The 26,153-nt window shown below is 71.6% G+C and carries 16 protein-coding genes and 2 pseudogenes; 6 read left to right on the forward strand and 12 right to left on the reverse strand.

Going from position 1 to position 26,153, the window contains the following annotated elements; genetic code table 11:
• Positions 1-286: 286 nt before the first annotated feature.
• From D5R93_RS03540 to D5R93_RS03550, 3 genes are read left to right on the forward strand one after another with little or no spacing between them, the layout of a single operon-like run.
• Positions 287-757 (forward strand): hypothetical protein, encoded by a 471-nt coding sequence (locus tag D5R93_RS03540; RefSeq protein ID WP_243106920.1) that lies wholly within the window; start codon positions 287-289, stop codon positions 755-757.
• On the forward strand, positions 754-2,598 hold the full coding sequence (locus tag D5R93_RS03545) for a CpaE/TadZ family protein (RefSeq protein WP_205570088.1): 1,845 nt from the start codon (positions 754-756) through the stop codon (positions 2,596-2,598). The genes D5R93_RS03540 and D5R93_RS03545 overlap by 4 nt, the downstream gene beginning before the upstream one ends.
• A 44-nt stretch (positions 2,599-2,642) precedes the next feature.
• Positions 2,643-3,113, forward strand: a complete 471-nt coding sequence (locus tag D5R93_RS03550; RefSeq protein ID WP_119835899.1) for a DUF6912 family protein — start codon at positions 2,643-2,645, stop codon at positions 3,111-3,113.
• 37 nt (positions 3,114-3,150) lie between these two features.
• Here the strand turns inward: D5R93_RS03550 and D5R93_RS14470 are convergent, their stop codons facing one another.
• The 4 genes from D5R93_RS14470 to D5R93_RS03570 all read right to left on the reverse strand — a co-directional run bounded on the left by D5R93_RS14470 (position 3,151) and on the right by D5R93_RS03570 (position 9,852).
• On the reverse strand, positions 3,151-6,489 hold the full coding sequence (locus D5R93_RS14470; RefSeq protein WP_120203848.1) for an AAA family ATPase: 3,339 nt from the start codon (positions 6,487-6,489) through the stop codon (positions 3,151-3,153).
• Entirely contained in the window at positions 6,486-7,838 is a 1,353-nt protein-coding gene (locus D5R93_RS03560) for a metallophosphoesterase family protein (RefSeq protein WP_120203851.1), read from the reverse strand. Before D5R93_RS03560 ends, D5R93_RS14470 begins: the two co-directional genes overlap by 4 nt.
• Positions 7,839-7,981: 143 nt before the next feature.
• Positions 7,982-8,821, reverse strand: a complete 840-nt coding sequence (locus D5R93_RS03565) for an undecaprenyl-diphosphate phosphatase (RefSeq protein WP_119835896.1) — start codon at positions 8,819-8,821, stop codon at positions 7,982-7,984.
• Between the two features lie 176 nt (positions 8,822-8,997).
• Positions 8,998-9,852: an inositol monophosphatase family protein gene (locus D5R93_RS03570; protein WP_120203853.1), complete on the reverse strand. Its 855-nt coding sequence runs from the start codon at positions 9,850-9,852 to the stop codon at positions 8,998-9,000.
• Between the two features lie 356 nt (positions 9,853-10,208).
• Between D5R93_RS03570 and D5R93_RS14475 the strand changes: the two genes are divergently transcribed.
• The 3 genes from D5R93_RS14475 (at position 10,209) to D5R93_RS03585 (ending at position 12,730) form a co-directional block, all read left to right on the forward strand.
• Entirely contained in the window at positions 10,209-10,925 is a 717-nt protein-coding gene (locus D5R93_RS14475; protein ID WP_120203856.1) for a TetR/AcrR family transcriptional regulator, read from the forward strand.
• 94 nt (positions 10,926-11,019) lie between these two features.
• Positions 11,020-11,565, forward strand: coding sequence for an NAD(P)H-dependent oxidoreductase (locus D5R93_RS03580; RefSeq protein ID WP_119835954.1), 546 nt, complete (start codon positions 11,020-11,022; stop codon positions 11,563-11,565).
• A 208-nt stretch (positions 11,566-11,773) separates the two neighbouring features.
• Positions 11,774-12,730, forward strand: a complete 957-nt coding sequence (locus tag D5R93_RS03585) for a hypothetical protein (RefSeq protein ID WP_119835894.1) — start codon at positions 11,774-11,776, stop codon at positions 12,728-12,730.
• Positions 12,731-12,837: 107 nt separating this feature from the next.
• Here the strand turns inward: D5R93_RS03585 and D5R93_RS03590 are convergent, their stop codons facing one another.
• From D5R93_RS03590 to D5R93_RS14480, 8 genes and pseudogenes are all read right to left on the reverse strand, one after another.
• Positions 12,838-13,860, reverse strand: a complete 1,023-nt coding sequence (locus D5R93_RS03590; protein WP_119835953.1) for a zinc-dependent alcohol dehydrogenase family protein — start codon at positions 13,858-13,860, stop codon at positions 12,838-12,840.
• A 336-nt stretch (positions 13,861-14,196) separates the two neighbouring features.
• A pseudogene (moeB, locus tag D5R93_RS14930) lies at positions 14,197-15,465 on the reverse strand (molybdopterin-synthase adenylyltransferase MoeB); the annotation flags it as partial.
• An 87-nt stretch (positions 15,466-15,552) separates the two neighbouring features.
• Positions 15,553-17,835: an ABC transporter permease gene (locus D5R93_RS03600; RefSeq protein ID WP_243106921.1), complete on the reverse strand. Its 2,283-nt coding sequence runs from the start codon at positions 17,833-17,835 to the stop codon at positions 15,553-15,555.
• A 116-nt stretch (positions 17,836-17,951) separates the two neighbouring features.
• Positions 17,952-19,013, reverse strand: a complete 1,062-nt coding sequence (gene modA, locus D5R93_RS03605) for a molybdate ABC transporter substrate-binding protein (protein ID WP_243106922.1) — start codon at positions 19,011-19,013, stop codon at positions 17,952-17,954.
• Positions 19,006-19,791, reverse strand: coding sequence for a respiratory nitrate reductase subunit gamma (gene narI, locus D5R93_RS03610; protein WP_119835891.1), 786 nt, complete (start codon positions 19,789-19,791; stop codon positions 19,006-19,008). Before narI ends, modA begins: the two co-directional genes overlap by 8 nt.
• On the reverse strand, positions 19,788-20,585 hold the full coding sequence (gene narJ, locus D5R93_RS03615; protein WP_119835890.1) for a nitrate reductase molybdenum cofactor assembly chaperone: 798 nt from the start codon (positions 20,583-20,585) through the stop codon (positions 19,788-19,790). The genes narI and narJ overlap by 4 nt, the downstream gene beginning before the upstream one ends.
• Before the next feature lies 1 nt (position 20,586).
• On the reverse strand, positions 20,587-22,296 hold the full coding sequence (gene narH, locus D5R93_RS03620) for a nitrate reductase subunit beta (protein WP_120203862.1): 1,710 nt from the start codon (positions 22,294-22,296) through the stop codon (positions 20,587-20,589).
• Positions 22,296-26,142, reverse strand: a pseudogene (locus D5R93_RS14480) (nitrate reductase subunit alpha). Before D5R93_RS14480 ends, narH begins: the two are co-directional and overlap by 1 nt.
• Between the last annotated feature and the right edge of the window lie 11 nt (positions 26,143-26,153).

Genomic DNA, 26,153 nt, shown 5'->3' on the forward strand with positions numbered 1-26,153 from the left:
CTTTATTGGCGTGTGTCGAGGATGATCTTACGCGACCAAGGAGGATGCCATGACGCCGCCCCGCCCTCAGTCCCACCATGTACCCCACCGCGCGGGCACCCAGCGCCGCGCCCCGACAGCCCCTGGCGCCGTCCTGCCTGGAAGGACCCGCGGCTCTCCGGCGGCATCGCCCTCATCGGTGCCGCTGTCGCCCTGGGGCCTGGGCGGTTGACGCGGCGGCAGACACCACGCAGGTATACGTCCTCAGCCAGGACGTGCCTCCGGGTACCGACCTGGAGGTGGAGGGGTGCTCACCACCGTGGCGGCCCACCCGGGGACCCAGGCCTACGTCGAGGTCGGTGACCTGCCCCAGGGCGCGGTGGCCACGCGCTCCCTCAGCCGCGGCGAGCTGCTGCCACGCCAGGCCGTGGGCTCCAGTGAGGACCTGGAGCTGCGTCGGGTGGTCCTGGAGGTGGCCACGCCCCTGACCACGGGCACGGGACCCGGCGACGAGGTGGATCTGTGGCTCCTGCCGGACGACACCCGGGGGCAGTCCGCCTCCCAGGAGTCCCAGGAGGAGCAGTCGGCCCAGGCAGAGGAGGTCGCCACAGGCCTGGTGGTCGTCGAGGTCACCGAGGCCTCGGCAGCCATGGTCGGGCTGCCCGGTACCAGCGTGGAGGTGGCCGTTCCCGACTCTGTGCTGGCCTCGGTACTGACCTCGGTGGGCCAGGGCAGGTCACTGGCCCTGGTTCCAGCGGGCCAGGAGCCGGTGCGGTGAGCACGCCGCGCGCCGGCGTCCTCCTGGCCCTCAGTGGTGAGGACGCTGAGATCGTGCGGGCGCTGGACCAGGCGGGCAGCGGGCTGAGCGTGGTGCGCCGCTGCGCCGACCTGCCCGAGCTGCTGTCGGCGGGCATGGCAGGGCTGGCCTCCCTCGTCGTCCTGGACACCGGCTTCGAGGAGATCGACCGCACCGTCCTCGACAGGCTGGGCCGGGCAGGCCTGAGCGGCCTCCTGCTGGTCGAGCCGGGTGAGCAGGAGCGCTGGCGCAGCGTGGGCTGGCTCGTGGAGCGCCGTGACGCCCCCGCTACACAGGTGCGTGGCCTGCTCCAGGACCTGGCCCGCTCACGTGCCGGGCAGCCCGAGCAGCCTGGCCGAGCTGAGCAGCCTGGCCAGGCTGGTCAGCTCCAGGACCACTGGCCTGCACAGGCGGGCGAGGCGGTGCAGGGGGCTGGAGCGCCTCTCGTCGCGGGTTCCTCGTCCACCCCCGGCTCCCGGCTCTCGTCCCTGCCACCGGGGCTGCACTCGCCCGCACCCGCCCCGGGAGGACCTGGAGCCGCGTCGGGCGTCCCGGAGGAGGTCCCCTGGTCACCGCAGGCGCCCGTGGCGGGGTCGGGCGGTGAGGGGGTGCCTCCCGGTGAGGCCCTGGGCAGGCTCGCTGTCGTATGGGGGACCCACGGCGCCCCCGGGCGCTCCACGGTGGCGGCCTCCCTGGCGCACGGGCTGGCCAGCGCCGGAGGAGCAGTCCTTGCCGACGCCGACGTGGAGGCCCCCTGCCTGGTCCAGCTCCTGGGCATGCCAGACGACTCCTCGGCGCTGGCAGGTGCTGCCCGCCTGGCCACCCACGGCAGGCTGGACGCAGAGTCCTTCAGCAGGTTCCTGGCGTCGGCGGGCACCAACCTCCACCTTCTGGCCGGGCTGGGTCGTGCCGGGCGGTGGCGTGAGCTGCCTGCGGCCTCCATGACCGAGGTGTGGCTCCAGTGCCGCCGGGCCGCCGCCTGGACCGTGGTAGACGTGTCCGGCGGTCCCCTTGAGGACGAGACCGACGGCTTCACCTTCGAGCCGGGGCGCTCGGCGGTCGCCTGCGACCTTGTGTCGGCGGCCGACGTCGTGGTCGTCGTGGGGGCGGCCGACCCGGTCGGGGTCAGGCGGCTCGTCCAGCTCCTGGCCGACCTGGACACCGTCACCACCACGGGGACCAGGACGGAGGTCGTGGTCAACCGGGTCCGGGCCTCCGCCGCCGGACCCGCTCCTCACCGGGCTGTTCGTGAGGCTGTGGAGCGCTACGGGGGCGTGAGCCGGGTCGTGCTGCTCCCTGAGGACGCGGCCGCTGCTGACAGGGCGTTGCTTGAGGGGCGCAGCGTCCTGGACGCCGCCCCCACCAGTGCCCTGGGACGGGCGTTAGCCGATTTGGTGGACCGGGTGGACCCGCGTGCGGGCGCAGCCGCTCGTGCGCGGGGGCAGTCGCAGGGCCGGGGGCCGCGCAGGCTGTGGGCAGCGCTGCGAGCCCGGCAGGGGCAGGTGCCGGGGTGGCAGAGGACCCGCCAGGAGCCACGAGCGCGGGCACGACGACGACCCGCAGCGATGGTGAGCCAGTGGGAGGCACCTCCTCCTGATCCGACAAGCCCGCCGGAGCCGACAAGCCCTCTTGGGCCACCACACCCGCCTGAGCCGCCGCCACCACCCCTCCAGCCGGGACCGCCGCCTCCGCCCCCGCCTGAGCCGCCCGGGACGCTGCCGGTGGCCGAGGACCTCTCCGGGTCCTCAGGGCCACCCGGTGGGCAGCTGGTCAGGGATGCGCAGGCCTCCCTGGAGCGTCGTCGAGGACGCCACCGCCGCTGACGGTACCGTTCCCGGCCCGGTACCGCCTCAGGCACACTAGGGGCATGCGTGTCTTCCTTCCCGCCACCGCGACGGACCTGCGGGCCGAGTCTCTCAGCCCCCGCCTGGCCCACGCCGCCACCCCCACCCTGGCCCGGGCACTGCCGGAGGAGGACCAGGAGGGCCTGGAGGTCGCAGCCTCCCTGTGCGCGGCGGACGCCTCCCTGCTCCTGCTGGCCCAGCCCGGTGCGGCCCGCCACGCAGACCGGCGCGTGGTCATTGCCGCCGACGCCGCCGACGATACTGTGCGCGAGCTGGACCCCGGCCAGGACGTGCTCCCGGGGACGGTGGAGGTCACGGTCGCGGTCGACTGGCAGGACGTGGCCGCGATCTTTGTCGACGACGCCCAGGCGCAGGCTGACGTGCGGGCCGCTCGACACGGCGACGAGGAGGCCTTTGAGCGCGCCGCGCAGGCGGACCTCCTGTGGTACGACGTCACCGAGCGCGACCACCTGGCTGACGACCTCGGTGCCTGAGCGCATAGGTGCCACCTGGCGGGCTGCCTCACCGACCTCACCGCACGACCCTCAGCGTGGACCCGCCGGAGGGCGAGCGGCGCACCTGAACCTGGTCGGCGACCTGGTGGCGCAGCTCCTCGACATGGGAGACGATGCCCACGGTCCTGCCCCCGGCGCGCAGACGCTCCACCTGGGCCATGACAGCCTGGAGCGTCTCCGGGTCCAGGCTGCCGAAGCCCTCGTCGATGAACAGCGTGTCCAGGGTGGTACCCCCTGACTCTGCGGCGACGACGTCGGCCAGTGCCAGCGCCAGGGCCAGGGAGACGTAGAACGTCTCCCCGCCCGACAGAGTCCGAGGGTCGCGACGGTGCTCGCCCGCCAGGTGGTCGGTGACAGCCAGCCCCAGCCCCCTGCGGCGGGAGCGCGAGCCGGTCTCCTCCGCGACCCGGACCAGCTCGTAGCGGCCGGAGGACATCTGTGCCAGCCGCTCGTTAGCGAAGACGAGGACTTCCTCGAAGCGGGTCTGGAGCACCCAGGTGGCCAGCGGGGTTGCCTGGGGGTTGTCCCCCCTGGCCAGCCTGGCGACCTGGCGCAGGGGGGCGTGATGGCGCAGCGCCTCCTGGTAGGCGCGGGCCGCGGACTCCACCCCCTGGCAGCCGCGCTCCAGGTGGGCGCGGGCCTCCTGCCTCCTGGCGTGGTGGTCTGCAGCCTCCTGGTGGCGGGCCTGCGCGAGCCGGAGGAGCCGACCGGCCTCCTGCGGGTCGGCCTCCTCGGCACCGGTGAGGGTGGCGACCTGCGGGTCAGCCAGCCCCGCCCTCACACGCTCCCGCTGCGCGTGAGCGTCACGCACCCTGGTGGCCAGGGCCTGGCGGGCACCGGGGTCCAGGAGGGCCAGCCGGACCTCCTGGGTGGTGGTAAAGCCCTCCTCCTCCAGGGCCTCCACCAGCTCCTCACCAGCCTGCGCGGCTGTCTCCAGCGCGACCTGCGCCTGCCTGACCGTCAGGGAGGCGGTCTCCGCGGCCTCGGCCTGCGCCAGAACGGCTGCGGCCCTGGCCGCCACGCTCGGCCAGGAGCCGCGGGCCTGCTCGTAGGAGCTCCTGTCCTGCTCCAGCTGGCTGCGGTCGGCCTCCAGCCTGCTGCGTGAGGCGGTCAGGGCGGTGCGCGCACGGTCGTGCTCGCTGCGCAGGCGCTGGCTGGCGGCGTCGAAGTCGGCCAGGCGCGACGCGGCGACCTGGGCCTGGCCTGCCAGGACACGGGCCTCCTCCAGGGCCTGGCGGGCCTCCTCCAGGCGGGTCTGCGCCTCCTGCAGGCTCAGGCCCGCCGTGGCCTGGCGGGTCTCCTCCAGACGGTCCTGGCAGGTCCTGACCAGCTGACGGGCCTCCACCAGGTTGCTGTCCGCCTGGTCCTGGTAGGCCTCGGCCTCCTCGACCTGCTCGCGCGTGGTGCCCTGGTCAGCACCTGGCGCGGGGTCCGGGTGGTCCAGGGAGCCACAGACCGGGCAGGGGGTGTCCTGCCTGAGCTCGGCCGCCAGCGCCCCCGCAGCCGAGGCGATCCACCGCACCCGGGTGTCCTGGACCCGGGCGGCGGCCTGCAGGGCCGCCTGACTCGCCGTGGCCAGGGCCTGGTTGTGGTGGTCCAGCCGGGCCTCCAGCCGAGGGAGGTCGCTCACCGCCTGGTACTGCTCCTGGCACAGGCTGTAGCGGTGCTCCAGCTCAGTGAGGCGGCTGCGGGCGTCGCGGGTGGCCTCAAGATCCTCGACCAGGGCTGAGCGCTGCTCCGGGTGACCGGCCAGGGCCTTGGCCTGGTCGGTGAGCTCGCGCTCCTGGCGGGCAAGGTCGTGGCAGCGCTCCTGGAGGTCCAGCTCGCGTGCCGTGAGGTCGGCCTCCTGGGCGGCCAGCGCCTCCAGGTGACCGTGCTCCTGGCGCAGCCGGTGGGCACGCCGGTCCACGGCCCGGGTGCTCAGGGCGGTCTCCTCCGGGCCGGTGCCGGTGCTTGCGGGGGCTGAGGTGCTCAGCGCGCGGAGGCGACGTCGTGCCTCGCGGCGCACGGGTTCCAGGAGGGCGTCCAGCGTCTCCCCTCCGGCCTCCTCCACGGCCCCCGCCGGTATCTCCTCCACGGCCTCCACGGCCTTGCCCGGGCTGGGGGCCTGACCCGTGCCGGGCTGCGCCCCCGCCTCCTCCAGGGCGCTGACGGCGGTGGACGCCCTGGCTCGGGCGGCCTCGGTCGAGCGCAGCACCGCGACGACGCGGTCAGCCCTGGCAGCGTCCTCCAGATGCCTGGCAGCCTCCGCGTCCTGGTCGGCACGCTCGTCAAGGGCCTGCTGGTCGGCCAGGAGGGCACGGCGGCGCTCCAGACGCTCGTGGAGGCTGCGCGCCTCCTCGTACCTGTGCTGGGCCTGCTGCAGCTCCTCCTGGGCCGTCTGCGCCGTGCTTGCGGCCAGGTCGACCACCTGGAGGGACAGCGTGCGCAGCCTGGCGGTCACGTGGCACAGTGCCTCAGGATCGGGCTCGGCCGCGGCGAGCGCGGCCTCCAGCTCCTCTGCCAGCGCACCGGCCCAGGCTGCGTGGGCTGCCGGAGGCTCGGGCGCAGCCTCCCCGGTGGTGGGGGCTGCGACTGGGCAGGTCCCGGCTGTCGACGCCTCCGCCGGCCCTTGTGCTGATCCCTGGTCTGCTGATCCCTGTGTCGGCTGTGGAGCCTGCGGGGTACTGAGGAGTGGCTCCAGCCCCAGGGCTAGCGTGCGGCCCTGGGCCCGCAGGGCGGTGGCAGCCTCCTCCACCGCCCTGGTCCCCGCCCTGGAGGCCTCGGCCAGATGGGACTGGAGGGAGTCGTACACGCCGGTGCCGAAGACGTCCTGGAGAAGCTCCTGGCGCTGCGAGGAGTCGGCACGCAGGAATCGGGCGAACTTTCCCTGCGGCAGGACGACGGTCTGGGTCAGCTGCTCCCGGCTCAGTCCCACGACACGCCTGATCTCCGCGTCTGCCTCGCCGACACGGGTCACGGGCTCCTCCACGGGCTGGCCCTGTGGGTGGGCGAGGCGCCACAGCCTGACGGTCCCGTGCTCGGTGGTGGTGCCCTGCCCTCGCTTCTTGGGCCGCTCGTAGCCGGGGGTGCGACGTATGCGGTACACGCCTGCGGTGGTGGAGATGACGAGCTCGACGGCGCTGCCCGCCTGCGGGGGCAGGAGGGTGGAGCGTATCCGCTGCCTGGAGGAGTCGGAGGTGTCCGCCACGTCACCGTAGAGGGCGAAGACGATGGCGTCGATGACAGTGGACTTGCCCGAGCCCGTGGGACCGGTCAGCAGGAAGCGCCCCGAGTCGCTGAAGGCGTCAAAGTCGATGGTCTCGGTACCTGCGTAGGGTCCGATCCCGGTCATGGTCAGGTGGTGGATCCTCACGAGCCGCTCCGCTGCTGGGCCAGGACGGCCTCGTAGGCGTGCCACACGGCGGAGCGCTCGGCCTGGTCCGGGGGGCGGCCGCCTACGTCGGTGAGAAATCTGGTGGCCACCTCCACAGGGTCCGCGGCGGCGGTGACACCCACCTGCTCTCGCAGCCCGGGTGCGGGAGCCTCGTGGTGGAAGGCCAGCAGCCCGGGGAAGCGGGTCCGCAGGGTCGCCAGGGCGCCGGGCGGGCGCTCCCCCCGCAGAACGACGCGCACCCACGAGTCCGTCCCGGTGGCGTCCTGGGTGGCGGGGGAGAGGAGCTCGTCCATCGTGCCCTCCACGGTGCGGACGTGGTGGCGGACCGGGACGGGGACGCGCTCCAGGGCGGTGACACCGCGCGGGCCGACGTCGAGCAGCACCGAGGACTTGGCGGCGTCGGCCTCCTCAAAGGACAGGGCCAGCGGGGAGCCGGGGTAGACCAGGCGCGGTCCCGGCCCCGCCGCCCCGGGGGCGGGAGATACCTCCTGGGGGCGGTGCAGGTGCCCCAGGGCCACGTAGTCGATGCCGCCGCAGGCCTGGGCCAGCGGCGAGCCGCCTGCAGTGGTGAAGACCTGCGCGGGTACTGCGTCCACGCCCCCCACCCGGATGTCCCGCTCGGACTCGCTGGCCCGGCCGCCCACGACGAAGGTGTGGGCCATGACCAGGCTGGGCAGACGCCGCGAGCGGGCCGAACGCGTGCGCTCCAGGTCGGCTGCGACCAGGCGAAGCGCGGCGCTGACGACGGCCTCGTGGGAGCGGGGCAGGAGCGGGGGGCCGTCGGCAGCCGCTGCGGTGTCCCGACCACTTCCCTCCTCAGGACTGGCCTGGCCCGGCTCCTGGAAGGGGCCACGGGCGTCCTGCCTGCCCGGGCGCTCGCCCAGGAGCTCAGCCAGCACAGGCGGCAGTGACTGCCGGGCGGCGTCGGGGTCCAGGTAGGGCAGGGCGTGCACCACCGCCGCCTCGTGGCCCTGCGCGTCGGGCAGGACGACGCCGCGGCCCACGTCCGTGGCACGGGCACGGATAAGGAGGTGGTCGGTCATGAGGTCGGCGGCGAAGCCCAGGCGACGGGCCGAGTCGTGGTTGCCGGGTATGAGGACGACCCGGGTGATCTCGGTCAGGCGACGCAGCGCCTCATCCAGGAGGCTGACGGCGGCTGCGGGCGGCAGGGCGCGGTCGTAGACGTCCCCGGCCACGAGCACGGCGTCCACGAGCTCCTCTCGCGCCAGCGTCACCAGGTGGTCGATGAAGGCGGCGTGGTCGTCGTCAAGCACCTGGCCGTGGAAGCTGCGCCCCAGGTGCCAGTCCGAGGTGTGGAGGATCCGCATGACGGCACCCTCTCACAGGGTGCCGACACCAGTGGGCAGCGCGCGGGGGCCGGGCAGGAGGGGCGTGCCGCCCCGGGGCAGGTTCGACCCGTAGGCGGCCTGGTGCGAGGCGTCCTGCGGACAGGCCTGTGGGGTCAGGCCTGTCAGGCGGCGACGACGCCGGTGCCCACCAGGACCATGATGACCGCCCCGAGGGCCACGCGGTAGATGATGAAGGAAGTGAACTTGTTGGAGGAGACGAACTTCAGCAGCCAGGCGATAGTGGCGTAGGCCACCACGCCGGACACGAGCGTGGCAATGAGGGTGGCGCTCCACCCGATGCTGGAGTGGCCGATCTCGCCCGCTGCCGTCACCGCCTCCAGCAGCCCGGCGGCCACCAGGGCAGGTATCCCCATGAAGAAGGACAGCCTCGTAGCCGTCACCCGGTCAAAGCCCAGCAGCAGGCCTGCCGAGATGGTCGCGCCCGAGCGGGAGATACCGGGGAAGACGGGAGCCAGGGCCTGGAAGACGCCGATGGTCAGGGCGTCTCGGATGCCCACCTGCCGCATCCCCTTGCTGAGGTTCCTCTGCCGGTCCGCCAGCCACATGACGCCTGACCAGACGATGAGTGCCCCGGCGATGATCCACAGGGAGCGGGCCGTGACCTCGATAAAGGGCCGCAGGACCAGGCCCGCCACCGCAACGGGAAGCGTGCCCAGGATGATTCCCCATCCCAGCGTGTAGTCGGGGTTGCTGCGGGCGCTGCTGTCCCTCAGGCCCTGCAGCCAGGCCGCCACGATTCGCACGATGTCGTCCCAGAAGTAGATGATCGCGGCGATAATTGCGCCGATCTGGATGACCGCCGTGAAGGCGGTCATTCCTACCGAGTCAATGTCGTATCCGAGAAGCCGCTCCACAATATTGAGGTGGCCGGTGGAGGATACCGGAAGGAACTCGGTGACACCCTCGACGATGCCGAGGATGATGGCGTGCAGCCAGTTCACGGGGACTCCCTGGGTCAGTTGGGTTGGTTGTATGGCAGAGGCAGGCTACCGGGAGAGCCGTAGCTGCCCTATCCTCCTGGATGTGGATCCCACCTCAGCCGGTCCCCCGTCAGCAGGCCCCGGCCAGTCGACAGGCAGGTGGTCGGCGGCTGGCCGGCAGGCCGTCGGTCAGCTCGTCAGTCGGTCAGCGTGCCCAGGTACTGCGTGGCAGCCGGGTGCAGAAGCGTGTTGGAGGCCAGGGCGCTGCCCCCGAAGGGGCCGGCCTGCCCCTCCAGCGAGGTGAAGGTGCCCCCGGCCTCGGTGACGATTGGGACCAGGGCGGCCATGTCGTAGAGCTCCAGCTCCGGCTCGGCGGCCAGGTCCACTGCTCCCTCGGCCAGCAGCATGTAGGACCAGAAGTCCCCGTAGGCGCGGCTGCGCCAGCAGGACTGGATAAGCGCCAGCATGCCACGCAGGCGCCCGGTGCCGGCCCACCCGGACAGGGAGGAGTAGGACAGGGAGGCGTCCGTGAGCTCGGCGACCCGCGAGACCTGGAGACGGCGCGCCGAGCTCAGGGACCGGCCGGTCCAGGCGCCCCCGTCCGTCGTGGCCCACCAGCGTCGGCCCAGTGCCGGCGCCGACACCAGTCCGACGACGACCTGTCCCTCCTCCACCAGCGCGATCAGCGTGGCCCACACCGGTACCCCGCGCACAAAGTTCTTGGTCCCGTCGATCGGGTCCACCACCCACTGGCGCGCCGTACTGCCGGTACTGCCGGTACTGCCCGTGGTCGGCATCTCCTCGCCCAGGACCGAGTCGCGCCCGCGGGCACGTGACAGCCGTTCGCGGATGGCGCGCTCCGCCTCGCGGTCGGCCTCGGTCACCGGGGTCAGGTCGGGTTTTGTCTCGACGGTGAAATCACGAGCATCGAAGCGTGCCTGGGTCAGCCGGTCCACCTGGTCGGTGATCGTGTGAGCCAGGCGCAGGTCGTCACGCCAGCGGCGCCTGGTCTCCGGGGACGCGGGACGTGAGGTGGCGGAGGTCTCGCTCATGACACCACGGTAGCGGCTCAGCGGACGCTCGCCAGGGTCCTCGCTGGTGCTCGTCGGCTCGTGGCGTGATGTCGCGGGCGTCGGCGCGGGCTGTTTGCAGGCCCTCCACTATTTGTGAATACCCGCAAACTATTGTTGTCTGGCTCGTTGTTTAAGACGGGGCTGTCGGGTGGTGCAGCGGCACGGAAAGTGTCGTGTCCACGATAACGTGTGCGTAAGAGCGGGCGGTAGAAGAAGAGGGTGCGAGATCGGGTCTGCTGCTGGTGCCTGGTCGGGCGTGGCTGGACGCGTAGGAGATAGGCGGAGCCCGGGGATTCGATTTGGCATTCGTGTTACGCCATCGTTACTGTATGCGTATGACACACCATGCGGGGAACAGCGAGCCCGTAGGCGGGTTCACGCGGGACGATGTCGTCGCTGCCGCGCTGGACATAGGGATCGACACCTTCACCCTAGGAAAGGTGGCCAGGCGTCTCGGGGTGCGTCCAAGTGACCTCAGGCGCGCGGTCAGCTCGCGGGAGGACCTGGTGAGCGCCTGCCTGGAGCGGGTCACCTCGGATCTGCGCCTGCCCCGGGCCGGCCTGGCCTGGCCTGACTACCTCCGCCACCTGGCGGACGCGCTGTGGGCGGTCTTGGAGCGGCACCCGGGCCTGGACCACACGCTTGTCGACCTGCCCTGGGCCTACCTTCCGTTTGTCCCGGTGGCAAAGAAGTCCCACGCGGCGCTGGTGGCCGGGGGGCTGGGTCCTCACGAGGCCTACCTTGGCCTGGACTACCTAGTCGCCACCGTGCTGACGGCGCACCGGCGCGCCTCGGCGATGCGTGCCCCGGTGGAGGACGTCGCCGGAGCCCAGGAGGGGCTGCGCGGGGTCGACGTCGCCACTAGGATGTGGGACGAGCGCTTCGGCCAGCCTGGCGCCTCCTTCGGCACGGAGGTGCGCGACTCCTCCTCGCCGGGCGGCGGGGCGACACGGACGTCCCTCTACGTCCGGAGGACTCCTGGCTGGAGGGCGGCGCTCTCCAGGACCAGGTGGAGGTCCTCATCGAGGGGTTGCGCGCGCTCGGGCAGGTGACGGCGGGCGCGTCCGCCGCGACCACCCACTCGGGGCGTCCTCCCGCGGCTACTCCACCCAGCAGACCCAGCAGACCCGAGGAACGGAGAACCCTGTGAAAACCCTAGTTCTTGTCTTCCACCCCCACATGGAGAGCTCGCGGGTCAACAAGGCCCTGGCCGACAGGGCGGAGTCCGCCGGGGAGAACGTGACGGTGCGCTACGTCTACGACCTCTACCCGGACTTCAAGATCGACGTCGCCGCTGAGCAGGCTGCGCTGCAGGACGCCGACCGCATTGTCCTGCAGTTTCCCATGTACTGGTTCTCCAGCCCCGCGCTGCTCAAGCAGTGGGAGGACGACGTCCTCACCTACGGCTGGGCCTACGGGGAGGAGGGGACGGCTCTGCACGGAAAGGAGCTCCTGCTTGCCGTCAGCCCCGGTGGCAGCGCCTACGGGCGCGAGGCGGCCCACTCCTACACGCTTCACGAGCTTCTGCGCCCCTTCCAGGGCTCGGCGCGGGTCATCGGCACCAGGTACGCGGTTCCGTTCCTGACGGTGGGGGCGCTGGAGATCAGCGACGCAGCCCTGGCTCAGCGGGCCGAGGAGTACGCCGCCACACTCGTGGCGGACCGGCTCCCGACGCTGGACACCTTCGGCTGAGGGTCGTCGTGGCAGTGGTGCCCAGCGCCCTGACGAGACGGGTTCCCTGCCTTGTCAGGGCGCTCCTGTGTCCGCGCCTGCCCGGCTGTGCGACAGGTCGTGGGAAGTGCGGTGTCTCAGTAGGAGGAATTCGGCGGGACGCACTATATTACGGCACAGTAACGTCATGGTGAGGTGGCCGGACCGGTCCACCGGAACAGGAGCAGCAATGTGCAGCACACCGCGTTCGGAGACGCTTGGTGACCGCGTCGCAGGTGTTGTGGATCCGGGGGTCGAGGGCGTCTACGCCCGCCACCTTGACCACGTGGTCGACGCGGCAGACACTTTTCTCGGACCGTGGCACGGCTACGACGCGCTCAGCGTTGTCACGGAGGTGGACGGCGACGGCTCGGCGCGTACTACGGTGGCCTTCCGCGGCGGGGAGGGCTGGCAGGACCCGGAGGAGGTCCGGGCCTGCCGGGGCCGGGGCAGGGAGGACATCACGCGCTTCCTGCAGGAGGTCAACGGGACTACCAGCCTTCTCCTGGCCTCCAGGCTCAGGTCGGCGGGAATGCTGCCCAACCGGGTGAGCAGCCTGGTCCTCTTCCGGCTGGGGTACCGTGAGTCGCAGTGGGACTATGGGCCCCTTCTGGATCCCGCGGACAGCGAGTACCAGAAGCGCAACTGGAGTCTGGAGGACAGGTGCCGTGTGGCTGACACCCTCTGGTCGGACTACCTGGAGGCGTGGTCCGGCTGGTGGCGGAGATTCCTGGACGGGGCCACCTGCTGCGAGGCCGTCACCTACGTGCATATGGGACGCGGCACCCACAATGCTACGACGCGCTTTATCTGTGATGACTACTGGGTCATGAACCACAGTGAGGCCTACGCTCACCGCAGCAGTGGGGTGGAGGGCTCCGGAGAGATGGCTGGCTTCCAGGACCTCATGGAAGCCTCCTGGGACGTGGCCGACCAGCACGACCTGGGGGTGGTGCGCCGGGCGTTGGAGAACGTGGGGCGCGTGCCCTGCGACGTCGTCGTGCGCTACGACCCCGCGACCGGCAGCCTCAGCGAGGAGTGGCTGGCGCCGGACGGGGGCCTCAGCGGTGCCAGGATTGTCGGCTCGCGCTTTGAGCGGTGGCTGTCCGACCACGGCTACGTCCGGTATCAGGAGGGGTTGGCCTGAGTGCCCCACGAGCGGTCTGCGTGCAGGGCAGAGGCGTGCCCCCGGCGTGCGTCCTCAGACGCCGCCGGGGGCACGGTCGCGGTTGTGGCTGTTGCCGGCGCCCAGGCTCAGGGCCGCAGGAGTACCTTGATAGCGCGGCGCTCGTCCATGGCCCGGTACCCCTCGGCGGCCTCCTCCAGGGGGATGCGCATGGTGAAGACCTTGCCCGGGTTGATCTCGCCAGACAGGATGCGGTCGATGAGGTCGGGCAGGAAGCGGCGTACCGGGGCTGGCCCGCCTAGCAGGCTGACCTCGGCGAAGAACAGTTGCTCGCCGGGCAGTGCCACGCCGTGGGCCACGCCCACGTAGCCGACGTGCCCGCCGGGACGCGTGGAGGCGATCGCCTGCATCATGGACTCCTGGGTCCCCACAGCCTCGACCACGCCGTGGGCACCGTAGCCGCCGGTGAGCTCCTTGACCTTGGTGGCCCCTTCCTCGCCGCGCTCGGCGATGACGACGTCGGCGCCGAACTCACGAGCCAGCTCGGCGCGGTCCTCGTGGCGGGAGAAGGCGATGATCTTCTCCGCGCCCAGGGCCTTGGCGGCCAGGACCGCGCTCAGGCCCACGGCACCGTCGCCGACCACGGCGATGGTGCGGCCCGGCCCAGCGTTGGCGGCCACGGCTCCGAACCACCCGGTTCCCAGGACGTCGGAGGCGGCTAGAAGGGAGGCGATGACGTCCTCGTCCTGGGGCCTGCCCCCGGGCACGGTCACCAGCGTCCCGTCGGCCAGGGGCACACGGGTGTACTGGGCCTGGGTGTCGCCCATGAAGCCACCGTTGGCGCAACGAGACTGGAAGCCGTCGGCACAGATCTCGCAGGTGTTGTCGCTCAGGCAGAAGGAGCCCACGACGAAGTCGCCGACCTTGACGCTGCTGACGGCTGAGCCGGTCTCGACGACGGTGCCCACGTACTCGTGCCCCATGGGCCGGGGCTCGGTGACCTCGTCCACGCCGCGGTAGGGCCACAGGTCGGAGCCGCAGATGCAGGCTGCCTCCAGCCTGATGACGGCATCGGTGGGTTCCACGACGCGGGGGACCTCACGGTCCTCCACCCGCACGTCGCGGGTGCCGTGCATGACCACACCACGCATGGTGGTGGGAAGAGGCTGCTGTGTGGTGGTCACAAGGACTCCTTTCTTGACGGCTGGTCCCTGCTGCTCCTCCACCATAGACCCGCGCGGATGCCGGAGAAAGGCTCTGACAGGGCCTCCCGGCCCCGCGTGTCCGGGCCCCACCCTGGGTGCACTAGTACCGCCGCCCGTACTGGGCACCTAGCACGCTACCTCCTACACGGCTTCCTTCTCATGGACTCAGGCACCGGAAACGTCATAGGACAACACGGCACCGTGTTGTCCTATGACGTTTCCGGTGCCTGAGGTGGGTTTACGCGATCCTTATCCCTATCCCTAGTGCCTCCTACGCTCCCTCCAGGCGCGCGCACCGCCTTCCAGGCTGGCCAGCCTGCCCGTGAAGCCAGCGGCCCGCAGCATCTCGACCGCCCTGGCAGAGCGGGTTCCGGCAGCGCACACCACCACCGTAAGCCGTTCGGTGTCAAGCTCGTCCATGTGCTCAACCACCTCATTCAGGGGGATGTGCCGGGCGCCCGGCAGGGGAGCGCCCGGAAGGGGCTCCATGACCGTCTCCACCTCCTCACGCACGTCCAGGACGGTCACGGTCTCTCCCTGGCCACGGTGCTCCTCCAGCCACTCGGGCGTCACCGTGGGCACAGGCCGGGGTGCAGGCCCGGCAGGGGCGTGGGCGGCCTCCTACCTATGGCTGCGTGGGCTGCCGTGGACGGCGCGGCGGGCGGGGTACCAGGTACGGGGCAGGCTGGCTCGGGCTGGCCACCCGCCGGGCTAGCTAGCCTGGGCTGTGCAGAGCAGGCGGTAGGCGCGGACGTGGGGGAGGTAGCGGCCGGTGCCGAGGAGCTGTCCCCGCAGGTGGGGCACTGCGGGTTCCGCGACACCGGCACCTCCCGGATCTGCCCGCCCCAGGTGTCCACCACCAGGAGCCGCCCGATCAGCGGCCGGGCCCCGCCGACGACGAGCTTGAGGGCCTCGGCGGCCTGCATAGCCCCGATGATCCCCGGCAGCACGCCCAGGACGCCGGCCTCGGCGCAGGAGGGTACCGAGCCCGGTAGCGGGGGAGCCGGGTGCAGGCAGCGGTAGCAGGGGCCGTGGCGGGAGTCAAAGACCGCGACCTGCCCGTGGGAGCGCAGCACCGCCCCGTGCACCAGAGGCAGCCCGAGCATGGCGGCGGCGTCGTTGAGCACGTAGCGGGCGGCAAAGCTGTCCGTGCCGTCGATGACCACGTCCCACCCGCGCAGCACCTCCACGGCGTTGGAGGCGGTGACCCGCTCCCGGTAGGTGCGGACCTCCACATCAGGGTTGAGCGCGCAGAGAGCCTCGGCCGCCGAGTCCACCTTGAGACGGCCCACACCGGCGGTGGTGTGGATGACCTGGCGCTGGAGGTTGCTCACGTCGACCTTGTCGTCGTCCACCACCCCAGGTGCCCGGTCCCAGCCGCAGCCAGGTAGAGGGCCGCGGGCGAGCCCAGGCCCCGGCTCCTACCAGGAGGATCCTCGCGGCCCGGATGCGCTGCTGGCCTGCCACCCCGACCTCGGGGACCAGGGCGTTGCGGTGGTAACGGACCAGCTCGTCGCGGCTCAGCGGTGCCAGCCGGTCGTCGCCGACCACCGGGGCCGCAGCGGTGGGGTGGTGGAGTCAGGCGGGCGAGCCGGTACGGACAGCCGGTCGGGACTAGGGGTCATGGTTGTCTGCTCCTCATGTCTGCTCTCGGTCCGAGGAGGGCGAAGGTCGTGAGGGCCTTGAGGGCTGTGTCCCGACAGTGCGCGGGACCTGCGGAAGCTCGGCGGCGGGAGCCCGGCGGGGCACGATACGCACCTCGACCGCCTTGACCACCGCCCACAGCTCCTGGTCGGCCTCGATTCCTAGGTCGGTCACGGCCCCTGCTGTCACGGTGGCTCTCAGCCGCTGGCCCGCAGCGACCTCGACCTGCACCTCCACCAGGGCGCCGACACGCTCCAGGCTCCTCACCGTCCCGGCCAGCACGTTACGAGGGCTGCCCTGGGGGGCGTTGCGGTAGAGGGCGACCGCGTCGGGCGGTACGAGGGCCGTACCCGGTAGGCCCGGCTGGAAGCCCTCGATCGCCTCCTCGGGTCGTCCGTGGACGATGGTGCGAGGGCCGTGTCCGGGCCACTGTCCAGACCCCTGCTCGGACCTCTGCTCAGCGGTCCACTCTGCTGTGGCAGCAGCATGGACGGCACCTGTACGAGAAGTCGGCTCGCTGTCCGGTACCGTGGCTGGATGTGTGGCTGGACCAGCACTCAGCTCCACCGCCGGGGCCTGCGGCGACCCCGCCAGGGTCCCGGTCAGCACTGCCGTGCCGGTCAGGCGCGCGGTGAAGTCGGAACCAGGACACGACAGCACATGGTCCGTCTCACCTGTCTCAACCACCCGCCCCTGCTCCAGGACGACGACAGTGTCGGCCAGCGCTGCGACGTCCACGACGTCGTGGGTCACCAGGAGCACAGTCAGGCCCTCCTCCCGCGCGCGTCGGGACACCAGGTGGCGCAGCTCCTGGCGGGCGGATACGTCCAGGGAGGCTGTCGGCTCGTCCAGGATGAGGACCCGCGGCCGGATGGCCAGTGCACGGGCCAGGGCCACCCGGGCCGCCTGCCCGCCGGAGAGAGTCCCGCACGGGCGGTCGGCCAGGTGGGCCGCACCGACGGCGGCGAGCTCGGAGCGGGCCAGGCTGCGAGCCTCGCCGCGCGGCAGCCCCCGGCAGCGGGGGCCGAAGGCCACGTTGTCCAGCACGCACATGTGGGGGAACAGCGTCGGCGCCTGGCCGAGCAGCGCTACCTCCCGGCGCCCCGCAGCCACGAAGTCCTCGGGCCCGTCCAGGATCCTGCCGCCCAGGGACACTCTTCCGGCCGTGGCGTCCAGCAGCCCGGCGGCCACGGCGCACACCGTGGACTTACCTGAGCCGTTGGGACCCAGGAGTGCCGTGACTCTCCCGGCGGGCGCGAGCAGGTTGACGACGACGTCGCGCTCAGGGGAGGAGAAGACCACCTCCAGGTCCTCCCCGCGGCTGGTTGAGACGCCGGAGCCGGGACCGGGGCCGACGGTGGTGCTGCGGGTGGCGGCGGGACAGGTGCCGTTGCTGTCAGGGGTGCTGCGGGTGGCGTCAGAGGTGGCGGTGCTGGTACTGATGGGGGCGTCGCACGGGTCAGGCCTCTCAGCGCCTGGGGGTGGCCAGGTGCGGGTTGCCCGGGCTCCTGCGCCTGGGCAGGCGGCTGCGAGCAGGCGGTCCCAGCGCAGGGTGGTCGCGCCCACCACCGCGAAGGACACGGCGATGAGGAGCACCGCCAGGGCCAGGGCCGTGGGGGTGTCGCTCTCCCGGGCCAGGTAGATGGCCAGGGGCATGGTGCGTGTGACCCCCTCCCGGGACCCGGCGAAGGCGAGGGTTGCCCCGAACTCGCCCAGGCTGCGCCCCAGGGCCAGCGCGGTGCCCCGGGCCAGCGCCGGTGCCACCAGGGGCAGGGTGATGCTCAGCAGGACCCGCCAGGGCCCGGCCCCCAGGGTGCGTGCCACCGTCTCCGGCCGGGTGTCGCGGGTGCGCAGCGCCGCCTCCAGGGTTACCACCAGGTAGGGCAGGGAGACGAACACCTGGGCGATGACCACCGCCGTCGTGGAGAAGGCGACACCCACCCCCCAGGCCTCCAGCCGCGCGCCCAGCAGGCCACGCCGTCCCAGGGTAGACAGCAGGGCGATCCCGGCTACCACCGGCGGCATGGTCATGGGTAGGACCGCCAGCACCCGGGCCAGGCGCACCCCCGGCCACTGCCGGGCCAGCACCAGGGCCAGAGGCACTCCCAGCACCACGCAGGCCGCGGTGGAGGCCAGGCAGGTGCGCAGGGACAGCAGCAGGGCGCTACGGGCGCTGTCGGAGGCGAGCAGGTGCGGCAGCTGGCCCCAGCTGACCCGGCTGCCTAGGCCCAGCAGGGGCAGGGAGAGGGCGCAGGCGCCTGCCAGCGCCAGGAGCACGACGATGGTAGGCAGGGGGGTGCGACCCGTGCGGGGGCGCCGGGGGAGGAGGCGACGGGGGCCGGTGCCTGGTCGGTGGTCGGGAGCCGCTTGTGCCCGCCGGAGGAGAGGGCTCACTACTGCCCGGCTGGTGAGGACTCGGAGGAAGCGGGTGGGGCTGTCCCCGGGGCGGCCTGGGAGGTGCCAGCGGGCGGGGAGGCCTCGGTGCTGGCAGTGGTGCTGGAAGTGTCCCCGGGGCTGGCGGAGGCTCCGGGGGCGTCGGACTCCCCGGACCCGGCTGGCTCCTCAGGGCTGCTGTTCCCGGGTGCCCCGAACCCGTAGTCAGCCAGGACGGCTTGTCCCTCCTCTCCCGTGACGGCGTCGATGAAGACCTGGGCGGCCTGCGGGTTGGAGGTCTGTGAGGTGGTGGCGACGGGGTAGTGGTTGACGACCCCGTTGTCGGGGACGTCGAGGCGCTCCACGCCGACGGCCGCGGCGGCGTCGGTGGCGTAGACGATGCCCGCCTCGGCCTCACCGCTCTCCACCTTGCCGCGCACGTCGGTGACCTTCTGCTCCTGCGAGACCGGGTCCAGGGTCACGCCCAGGGCCTCGGCCAGCCTGACGGTGGCCTCCCCGCAGGGGACCTCGGGGGCGCAGACCACCAGGTCAGCCCCATCCAGGGAGGAGTCCAGGCCGGTGACGTCCGCCGGGTTGCCCTCCGGGACGATGAGGGCAAGCACATTGGTGGCGAACTCGGTGGGCTCACCCACCAGGGACTGGGAGACGGCGTCCTCCATGGTGGTGGTGCTGGCGGTGGCCAGGACGTCGGCGGGAGCGCCTTGGGCCAGGGAGGCTACCAGGTCCTGGGAGCCCTGGAAGTCGAAAGTGAGAGTCAGGCCCGGGTTGTCCTCCTCCACCGCGGCTCCGATCTCCTCGAAGGCCTCCTGGAGGGAGGCGGCAGCCAGGACGGTCAGCTCTGCGGAGGCGGCGGTCGCGGAGGATCCTGTCTGGGTAGCCGTGTCCGTGGCTGCCTGGGGTCCCTCGGCGGGTCCTGCACAGGCGGCCAGCAAGACAGTGGCGAGGTAGGCGGCGGCCAGCCGGATCGTGGCTGCCACAGCCGCTGGGCGGGCGGTGCGGGCCGTGGCGCGCACGGTAGCGTGGACGGGTTGGGAGGCTGGGCTCATGGAGACCTCAGGCACCCTGGGAGGGGGCGATGTCGTTGGCCCCCTGGTTGCCCGTGCCCTGAGTGCGCACTAGTGCCCAGCCCCGGCGCTGGGAGGGCGTGGCGGTAGCCTCACGGGAGCGGTAGACCACGTAGGGGCGGGTCGTGTAGCCCACGGGTGCTGACACCGCGTGGACCAGGCGGGTGAAGGGCCAGATTGCCAGCAGCAGGAGGCCAGCCACCACGTGGAGCTTGAAGGACAGGGGGACCTCTGCCATGAGAGCCGGCTGGGGCTGGAAGACCAGCACCGAGCGCAGCCAGGGGCTGATTGTCTCCCGGTAGTTGTAGCCGTGGGCGTCCAGGAGCTGGTTGGTTACTGTGGCGAAGGTGCCCAGGAGCACCGGGACGGTGAGGAAGCAGTACATGACGACGTCGTTGCGGGTGGTGGCCAGACGTACGGACCTGACCACTACCCGGCGGTAGATGAGGCCCACGAGCCCCAGGATCGTCAGTACCGCCGCTAAGGTGCCCAGGTAGGTGGCGCCCAGGTGGTAGACGTGCTGGCTCACCCCCACCGCCTCGGTCCAGGAGCTGGGCACCATGAGGCCCACCAGGTGGCCGCCGATAATCATGAGGAAGCCCAGGTGGAAGACGGGGGAGGCTAGGCGCAGTATCCGCGACTCGTTCCACTGGGAGGACCGTGAGGTCCACCCGAACTGGTCGGTCCGCCAGCGCCAGACCATGCCCGCCACCAGGAGGACCAGGCAGGCGTAGGGCAGCGCCACCCACACGAGGTTCTGCTCGACCGGGCTCATGTCAGGACCTCCTGGCGGGGTGATCGTGTACGCGGGGAGTGGGGTCCGGTGTCGGCCTCGGCGGCGGGGTAGGACACCGGCAGGGTGGGGAAGGGGAGCATATCCGTGACACCGACGGTCTCCGTGGGCGGCCCGGCCGCGACCAGGGCCTGCACCCGGGCGGCGGTGGCCTCGTCAACGGGAGGCAGCGTCATGGACACCGCCTCCACCAGGTCGGCGTAGGGGGAGCCGATGTCCGTCAGGGCCGAGCGCAGCACCTCAATGCCCTCGCGGTGGGCGGACAGGAGGACCTGGGCCACCTCGTCGTTGCTGCGGGCGCTGAGCTCCAGGACCACGGGCAGGTAGTCGGGCAGCTCCTCACCCGACGTACCGGCCATCTCGTAGCCCGTGGCTGCCAGCGCCTGCTTGAAGGCCAGGATGGCCGCGCCCCGGTGACGGGTGTCGCCCACCGCGTAGTAGGTCAGGTACAGGCAGCAGCGGCGACGGCGGTCAAAGGTCTCTACGTAGTGCTCTGCCATGGTGCGCTCGCCGTGGCGGCGGGCAGTGTCCACGAAGCGCCTCAGGGGGGCAGCCACGGCCTGGGGCACCGCCTCCGGGCTGCTCGCCAGGGCAGCCTCCACGGCGTCCAGACGCTGGCTGAGCGCCCCCTCCTGCGGGTAGTCCAGGAGGAGGGAGGCGGCCATGTGGACGATGGAACGCCCGGTGGCGTCCAGCGCGACCACCGGCGGGGGCTGGAGCACCCGGGGGGCACGGACGAAGGGGGCCGCACCTGCTGTGCCACCTCTGCCCGCCATGTCAGGACTCCCCGCCCGGCGTCGTCGGCGCTGCTGCGCTTGCGCCCGGCGCCGCAGACACACCTGCGGCGGTGCCCGTGGCGGGGACGTCGGTGCCGATTGGCCGGGGCACGCCCACCGGGGAGGTGCCCGGGCCTGCGGCGGGGACCGGCTCCCTCCTGATGGTGGGCACAGGTAGAGTCACCCTGGTAGCCCCGGACGCGCCGTGGAAGGAGGCGACGTCGGAGCCGCAGCCTGCGGGAGCACCCTCGCCCAGCAGCAGGCGCACGTCGTGGTCCGCGCCCTCCACCCCGGCCATGCCCCGGGGCACCTCCGGCTTGGCAGTAGGGATGACGTAGCGGTCGTCGTACTTGGCGATGGCCAGCAGCCGGTACATGGACTCCAGGCGCTGGGCATCCAGGCCCACGCTGGTGGCGATGGCCGGGTCCGGCTCGCGGTCTAGGCGGACCTCGCGCATGTGGGAGCGCATGGCGGCCAGGCGCCGTAGCACCAGCTCCACCGTGTTGGTCTCACCCGCCGTGAACAGACCTGCCAGGTACTCCAGAGGGATACGCATCTCGGAGACGGCGGTCAGCAGGACCTTGTGGTCCTCCCCGTCCAGGCCTGCCGCTGCTACCTCGTCCACAATGGGGGACAGGGGCGGGATGTACCAGACCATAGGCATGGTCCGGTACTCCGGATGCAGGGGCAGGGCTACCTCGTAGGTGTCGATAAGGTCCCACACGGGGGAGGCCTGGGCGGCCTCGATCCAGCTGTCGGGAACACCCTGTGCCCGGGCCCCGGCCACGACCTGCGGGTCGTGGGGGTCCAGCAGGATCTCCCGCTGGGCGGCGTAGAGGTCCTGGGGGTCCTTGACGGCGGCCGCCTGGGAGACCCGGTCGGCGTCGTAGAGGAGGACGCCCAGGTAGCGCAGGCGCCCCACGCAGGTCTCGGAGCACACCGTGGGCTCGCCTATCTCCAGGCGCGGGTAGCACAGGGTGCACTTCTCCGCCTTGCCGGTGGCGTGGTTGAAGTAGACCTTCTTGTAGGGGCAGGCTGACACGCACATGCGCCACCCGCGGCAGGCGTCCTGGTCTACCAGGACGATGCCGTCCTCGGTGCGCTTGTACATGGCGCCGGAGGGGCAGGCCGCCACGCAGGTGGGGTTGAGGCAGTGCTCGCAGATGCGCGGCAGGTAGAACATGAAGGCGGACTCGATGTCCGTGCGCACCTTGGTGCTCATGCCGGCCAGGACCGGGTCCTCCGACAGCGTCTCGGTGGAGCCGCCCAGGTCGTCGTCCCAGTTGGGTCCCCACTCGATGGTGGGGATGTACTCGCCCGTCAGCTGGGAGCGGGCCCGGGCCACCGGGACGGTGGGGGAGTCCTTGGGGGCCGACAGCAGGCGGTCGTACTCGTAGGTCCAGGGCTCGTAGTAGTCCTCGACCGTGGGCATGTCCGGGTTGGCGAAGATCTGGGCCAGCCGACGCAGACGACCCCCGGAGCGCGGCCGCAGGCGCCCGCTGGCGGTGCGCTCCCAGCCGCCGCGCCACCGGTCCTGGTCCTCCCAGCCGCGGGGGTAGCCCACGCCCGGCCGGGTCTCCACGTTGTTGAACCACATGTACTCAGTGCCCTCGCGGTTGGTCCAGGCCTGCTTGCAGGTTACCGAGCAGGTGTGGCAGCCGATGCACTTGTCAAGGTTCATCACCATCGCGATCTGGGCCATGACCTTCATCAGAACGTCACCTCCTGGTTGCTGCGACGACGGATGAGGGTGACCTCATCGCGGTTGTTGCCCGTGGGGCCGATGTAGTTGAAGGCGTAGGCGAGCTGGCCGTAGCCCCCGGCAAAGTGGCTGGGCTTGAGCACGATGCGGGTCAGGGAGTTGTGGGTGCCTCCGCGCCTGCCGCTGCGCTCGGTCAGGGGCGTGTTCATGGTGCGTTCCTGGGCGTGGTGCATGAACACCATGCCCTCGGGGATGCGGTGGGACACGACGGCGCGCGCGGCCACGATGCCGTTGCGGTTGTAGGCCTCGACCCACTCGTTGTCCCGCACCCCGATCTTGTCCGCGTCCTGAGGACTCATCCAGATGGTCTGGCCGCCGCGTCCCAGGGTGAGCATGTGGAGGTTGTCGAAGTACTGGGAGTGGATCGCCCACTTGTTGTGGGCGGTGATGTAGCGCACCGCCACCTGGGCGGTGCCCTCCTGGCTGGTGCCCACTGTGCCGGGAGGGGTCTCTCCGTAGAGGGCGTGGAAGTCCAGGGGCGGGCGGAAGACGGGCAGGGACTCGCCCATGTCGCGCATCCAGTCGTGATCCAGGTAGTAGTGCATGCGCCCAGTCAGGGTGTGCCAGGGCTTGGCGTGCTCCACGTTGACCACGAATGCCGAGTAGCGCCTACCCCCGTGCTCAGAGCCGGACCACTCCGGGGAGGTGATGACTCCCTGCGGCTTGGTGCGGGTGTCCTCAAAGGAGATGATCTTGGCGGCCTCCTCCGCGCTGAGCCCGACCATCTCGGTGCCGGTGCGGGTGGACAGGTCCTGCCACCCCTGGGTGGCGATGCGCCCGTTGGCCGTGCCCGACAGGGTCAGGATGGCGTCGGCCGCCCGGATGTCGGTGTCGAGGAGGGGGCGGCCTGCTGCCTGGCCCGAGGAGGAGGTCCCGTGGTTGCGGGCTAGGCGCTCCACCTCGGGGCCGGGCTTGAGCATGATGCCCTTGCAGGGCAGCCCCAGCCTCTCCGCCAGCGGCCCCAGCGTGTCGAACTTGGCCCGGATCTGGGTGTAGTCGCGCTCGACGGGGACCAGCTTGGGCATGGTCACCCCGGGAACCCACTCGCGGGGCAGGCCGGAGACATCGCCGTGCGCCATGGTCAGGGCGTCGGGGGTGTCGTGGTTGAGCGGGGCGGCCACGACGTCGGTCTGGGTGCCCAGGTAGCGCGGCGCCCAGGCGGAGATGAGCCCGGCCAGGTCCTGGAAGATCTGGAAGTCTGTGCGTGCCTCCCACGGCGGGTCGATGGCGGCGTTGAAGGAGTGCACGAAGGGGTGCATGTCCGTGGAGGAGATGTCGTGCTTCTCGTACCAGGTGGCGGCAGGAAGGACGACGTCGGAGTGCAGCGTGGAGGAGGTGTTGCGGAAGTCTGAGGTCCACAGCAGGTCCAGCTTGCCCGTGGGTGCCTCCTCCCGCCAGGTCACCGAGACAGGGCGGTCCTCGGGGCGGTCTCGGCGGCGTTCACGTCGTTGTCGGCTCCCAGCATGTGGCGCATGAAGAACTCGGTGCCCTTGGCCGAGCTGCCCAGCAGGTTGGTGCGCCAGTTGCACACGATGCGGGGGAAGTTCTCCGGGCGTCAGGGTCCTCGCAGGCGAAGCGCAGGGTGCCCGCCTGGAGCTCCTTGACGACGTAGTCGGCGGGGTCCATGCCCTCGGCCGCCGCCTGCTGGCCCAGCAGCAGGGGAGAGCGGCTGAAGGTGGGGTAGGACGGGGTCCAGCCGCGCTTCATGGCCTCCACCATGGTGTCGGTGGTGGTCTTGCCCGCCATGGTGCCCGGCCCCAGGGGGGAGGCCAGTCGCTCGGCGGAGGTGGAGTCGTAGCGCCACTGGTCTGTGGTGAGGTACCAGAATCCCGTGGAGATCATCTGCCGGGCTGGGCGGTGCCAGTCCAGGGCGAAGGCGTACTGCTGGAAGCCGCAGATGGGGCGGACCTTCTCCTGCCCCACGTAGTGGGCCCAGCCGCCGCCGTTGACGCCCTGGGTGGCACACATGGAGGTCAGTGCCAGGATGGTGCGGTAGATCTGGTCTGCGTGGTAGTAGTGGTTGATGCCCGCGCCCATGAGGACCTGAGATCGTCCGCCCGACTCGACGGCGTTGAGGGCGAAGTCCCGGGCCACCCTGATCATGGCTGGTCCGGGCACGCCGGTGACCTCGCTGGCCCACGCCGGGGTGGCCGGGACGGTGGCGTCCTGGTAGCCCTCGGGCCACTGGCCGGGTAGGCCGGGGCGTGCCACCGCGTACTGGGCCAGCAGCAGGTCGTAGACCGTGGTCACCAGCCGGTCGCCCACCCGGGCGACGGGGACGCCACGGCGCACGACCCCTCCGCCCACGCTTCCCTGGGGAGTCTGCGAGCCCGGCAGGTCGAAGCGGGGCAGGAGCACCTCGGCTGCCTGCACCGGGAGGTGCGCGGCAGAGGCCGGGTCAGACCCGTCGGCGGGCGGTGCGGACGTCCCGGTCCCGGTGGCACCGGGCTCGTGGAGGTCCAGGATGCTCATGACCGGGTCCACCCCGTCCATGAGCAGGTTCCACCGGCCCTCGCCCTCGGGGGTGAAGCGGTCCGCCAGGGTCCCGCCTGGGTCGGCCGGGCCGCGCTGACGGTCCCACACCAGGGGGCGGAACTCGTTCTTCGGTGCGCCCTGGGCCACGCCCTCCACGTCTGAGGCGGTGAGGAACCGCCCGGGCACCAGGCCGGTGCCGTCAGGTGAGGCCTCCAGGGTGATGAGGAAGGGTGAGTCGGTGTGGCGGCGCATGTAGTCCAGGAAGAAGGGCTCGCGCCTGCCCACGTGGAACTCGGAGAGGATGACGTGTCCCATGGCCTGGGCCAGGGCGCCGTCGGTTCCCGGCGCCACCCGCAGCCACTGGTCGGCGAACTTGGTGTTGTCGGCGTAGTCGGGGGAGACGGCCACGACCTTCTGGCCGTGGTAGCGGGCCTCGGTCATGAAGTGGGCGTCGGGGGTGCGGGTCAGGGGCAGGTTGGAGCCCCACATGATGAGGTACTGGGAGTTGTACCAGTCCCCGGCCTCGGGCACGTCGGTCTGGTCACCGAAGACCTGGGGGGAGGCCGGCGGCAGGTCGGCGTACCAGTCGTAGAAGGAGAGCATGGTGGCGCCGATGAGTTCGTGGAGGCGGGCCCCGGCACCGTAGGACACCTGGGACATCGCGGGGATGACGGAGAACCCGGCGATACGGTCCGGCCCCCAGGTACGGATGGTGTGGACGTAGGCGGCGGCCACGATCTCCATGGCCTCCTCCCAGCTCACCCGCACCATGCCGCCCTTACCGCGGGCTGACTTGTAGGCCCGGGCCGTGTCCTCCTCGCCGGTGACCTGTGCCCAGGCGGCCACGGCGTCGCCGTCATTGGCGGCCTTGGCGGCACGGAAGGAGTCCAGCAGGACGCTGCGCACGTAGGGGTAGCGGATGCGGGTGGGGGAGTAGGTGTACCAGGAGAACGCCGCCCCGCGCGGGCAGCCCCGGGGCTCGTACTCGGGCATGTCCGGGCCGGTGGTGGGGTAGTCGGTGGCCTGCTTCTCCCAGGTGATGACCCCGTCGGAGACATAGACCTCCCAGGCGCACGACCCGGTGCAGTTGACCCCGTGGGTAGAGCGGACCATCCGGTCGTGACTCCACCGGTGCCGGTAGAAGGTGTCGGCGTCGCGCCCGCCCTCCAGGAACAGCCTGCGGGCGTCGGCCGAGGGCTGTCCCCGGCGCAGGTAGGAGCCCAGGGCGAACAGTCCGGGGACGTTCTCGACCTGGGTGCCGGGTCCGGGGACGGTGGGACGGTTGTCCTGGGGGCTGCCTGCGGGGCGGGTGATGGTCATTGCTGCTCCTG

This window comes from Actinomyces lilanjuaniae (assembly GCF_003606385.1).
GTDB classification, from domain to species: domain Bacteria; phylum Actinomycetota; class Actinomycetes; order Actinomycetales; family Actinomycetaceae; genus Actinomyces; species Actinomyces lilanjuaniae.

Coding starts and splice junctions, on each gene's coding strand:
- narJ (WP_119835890.1), bottom strand. CDS start 20,585: ATGGCGGGCAGAGGTGGCACAGCAGGTGCGGCCCCCTTCGTCCGTGCC.
- D5R93_RS03590 (WP_119835953.1), bottom strand. CDS start 13,860: ATGCGTGGTGTGGTCATGCACGGCACCCGCGACGTGCGGGTGGAGGAC.
- D5R93_RS03560 (WP_120203851.1), bottom strand. CDS start 7,838: ATGCGGATCCTCCACACCTCGGACTGGCACCTGGGGCGCAGCTTCCAC.
- D5R93_RS14475 (WP_120203856.1), top strand. CDS start 10,209: ATGACACACCATGCGGGGAACAGCGAGCCCGTAGGCGGGTTCACGCGG.
- narH (WP_120203862.1), bottom strand. CDS start 22,296: ATGAAGGTCATGGCCCAGATCGCGATGGTGATGAACCTTGACAAGTGC.
- D5R93_RS03570 (WP_120203853.1), bottom strand. CDS start 9,852: ATGAGCGAGACCTCCGCCACCTCACGTCCCGCGTCCCCGGAGACCAGG.
- D5R93_RS03585 (WP_119835894.1), top strand. CDS start 11,774: ATGTGCAGCACACCGCGTTCGGAGACGCTTGGTGACCGCGTCGCAGGT.
- D5R93_RS03550 (WP_119835899.1), top strand. CDS start 2,643: ATGCGTGTCTTCCTTCCCGCCACCGCGACGGACCTGCGGGCCGAGTCT.
- narI (WP_119835891.1), bottom strand. CDS start 19,791: ATGAGCCCGGTCGAGCAGAACCTCGTGTGGGTGGCGCTGCCCTACGCC.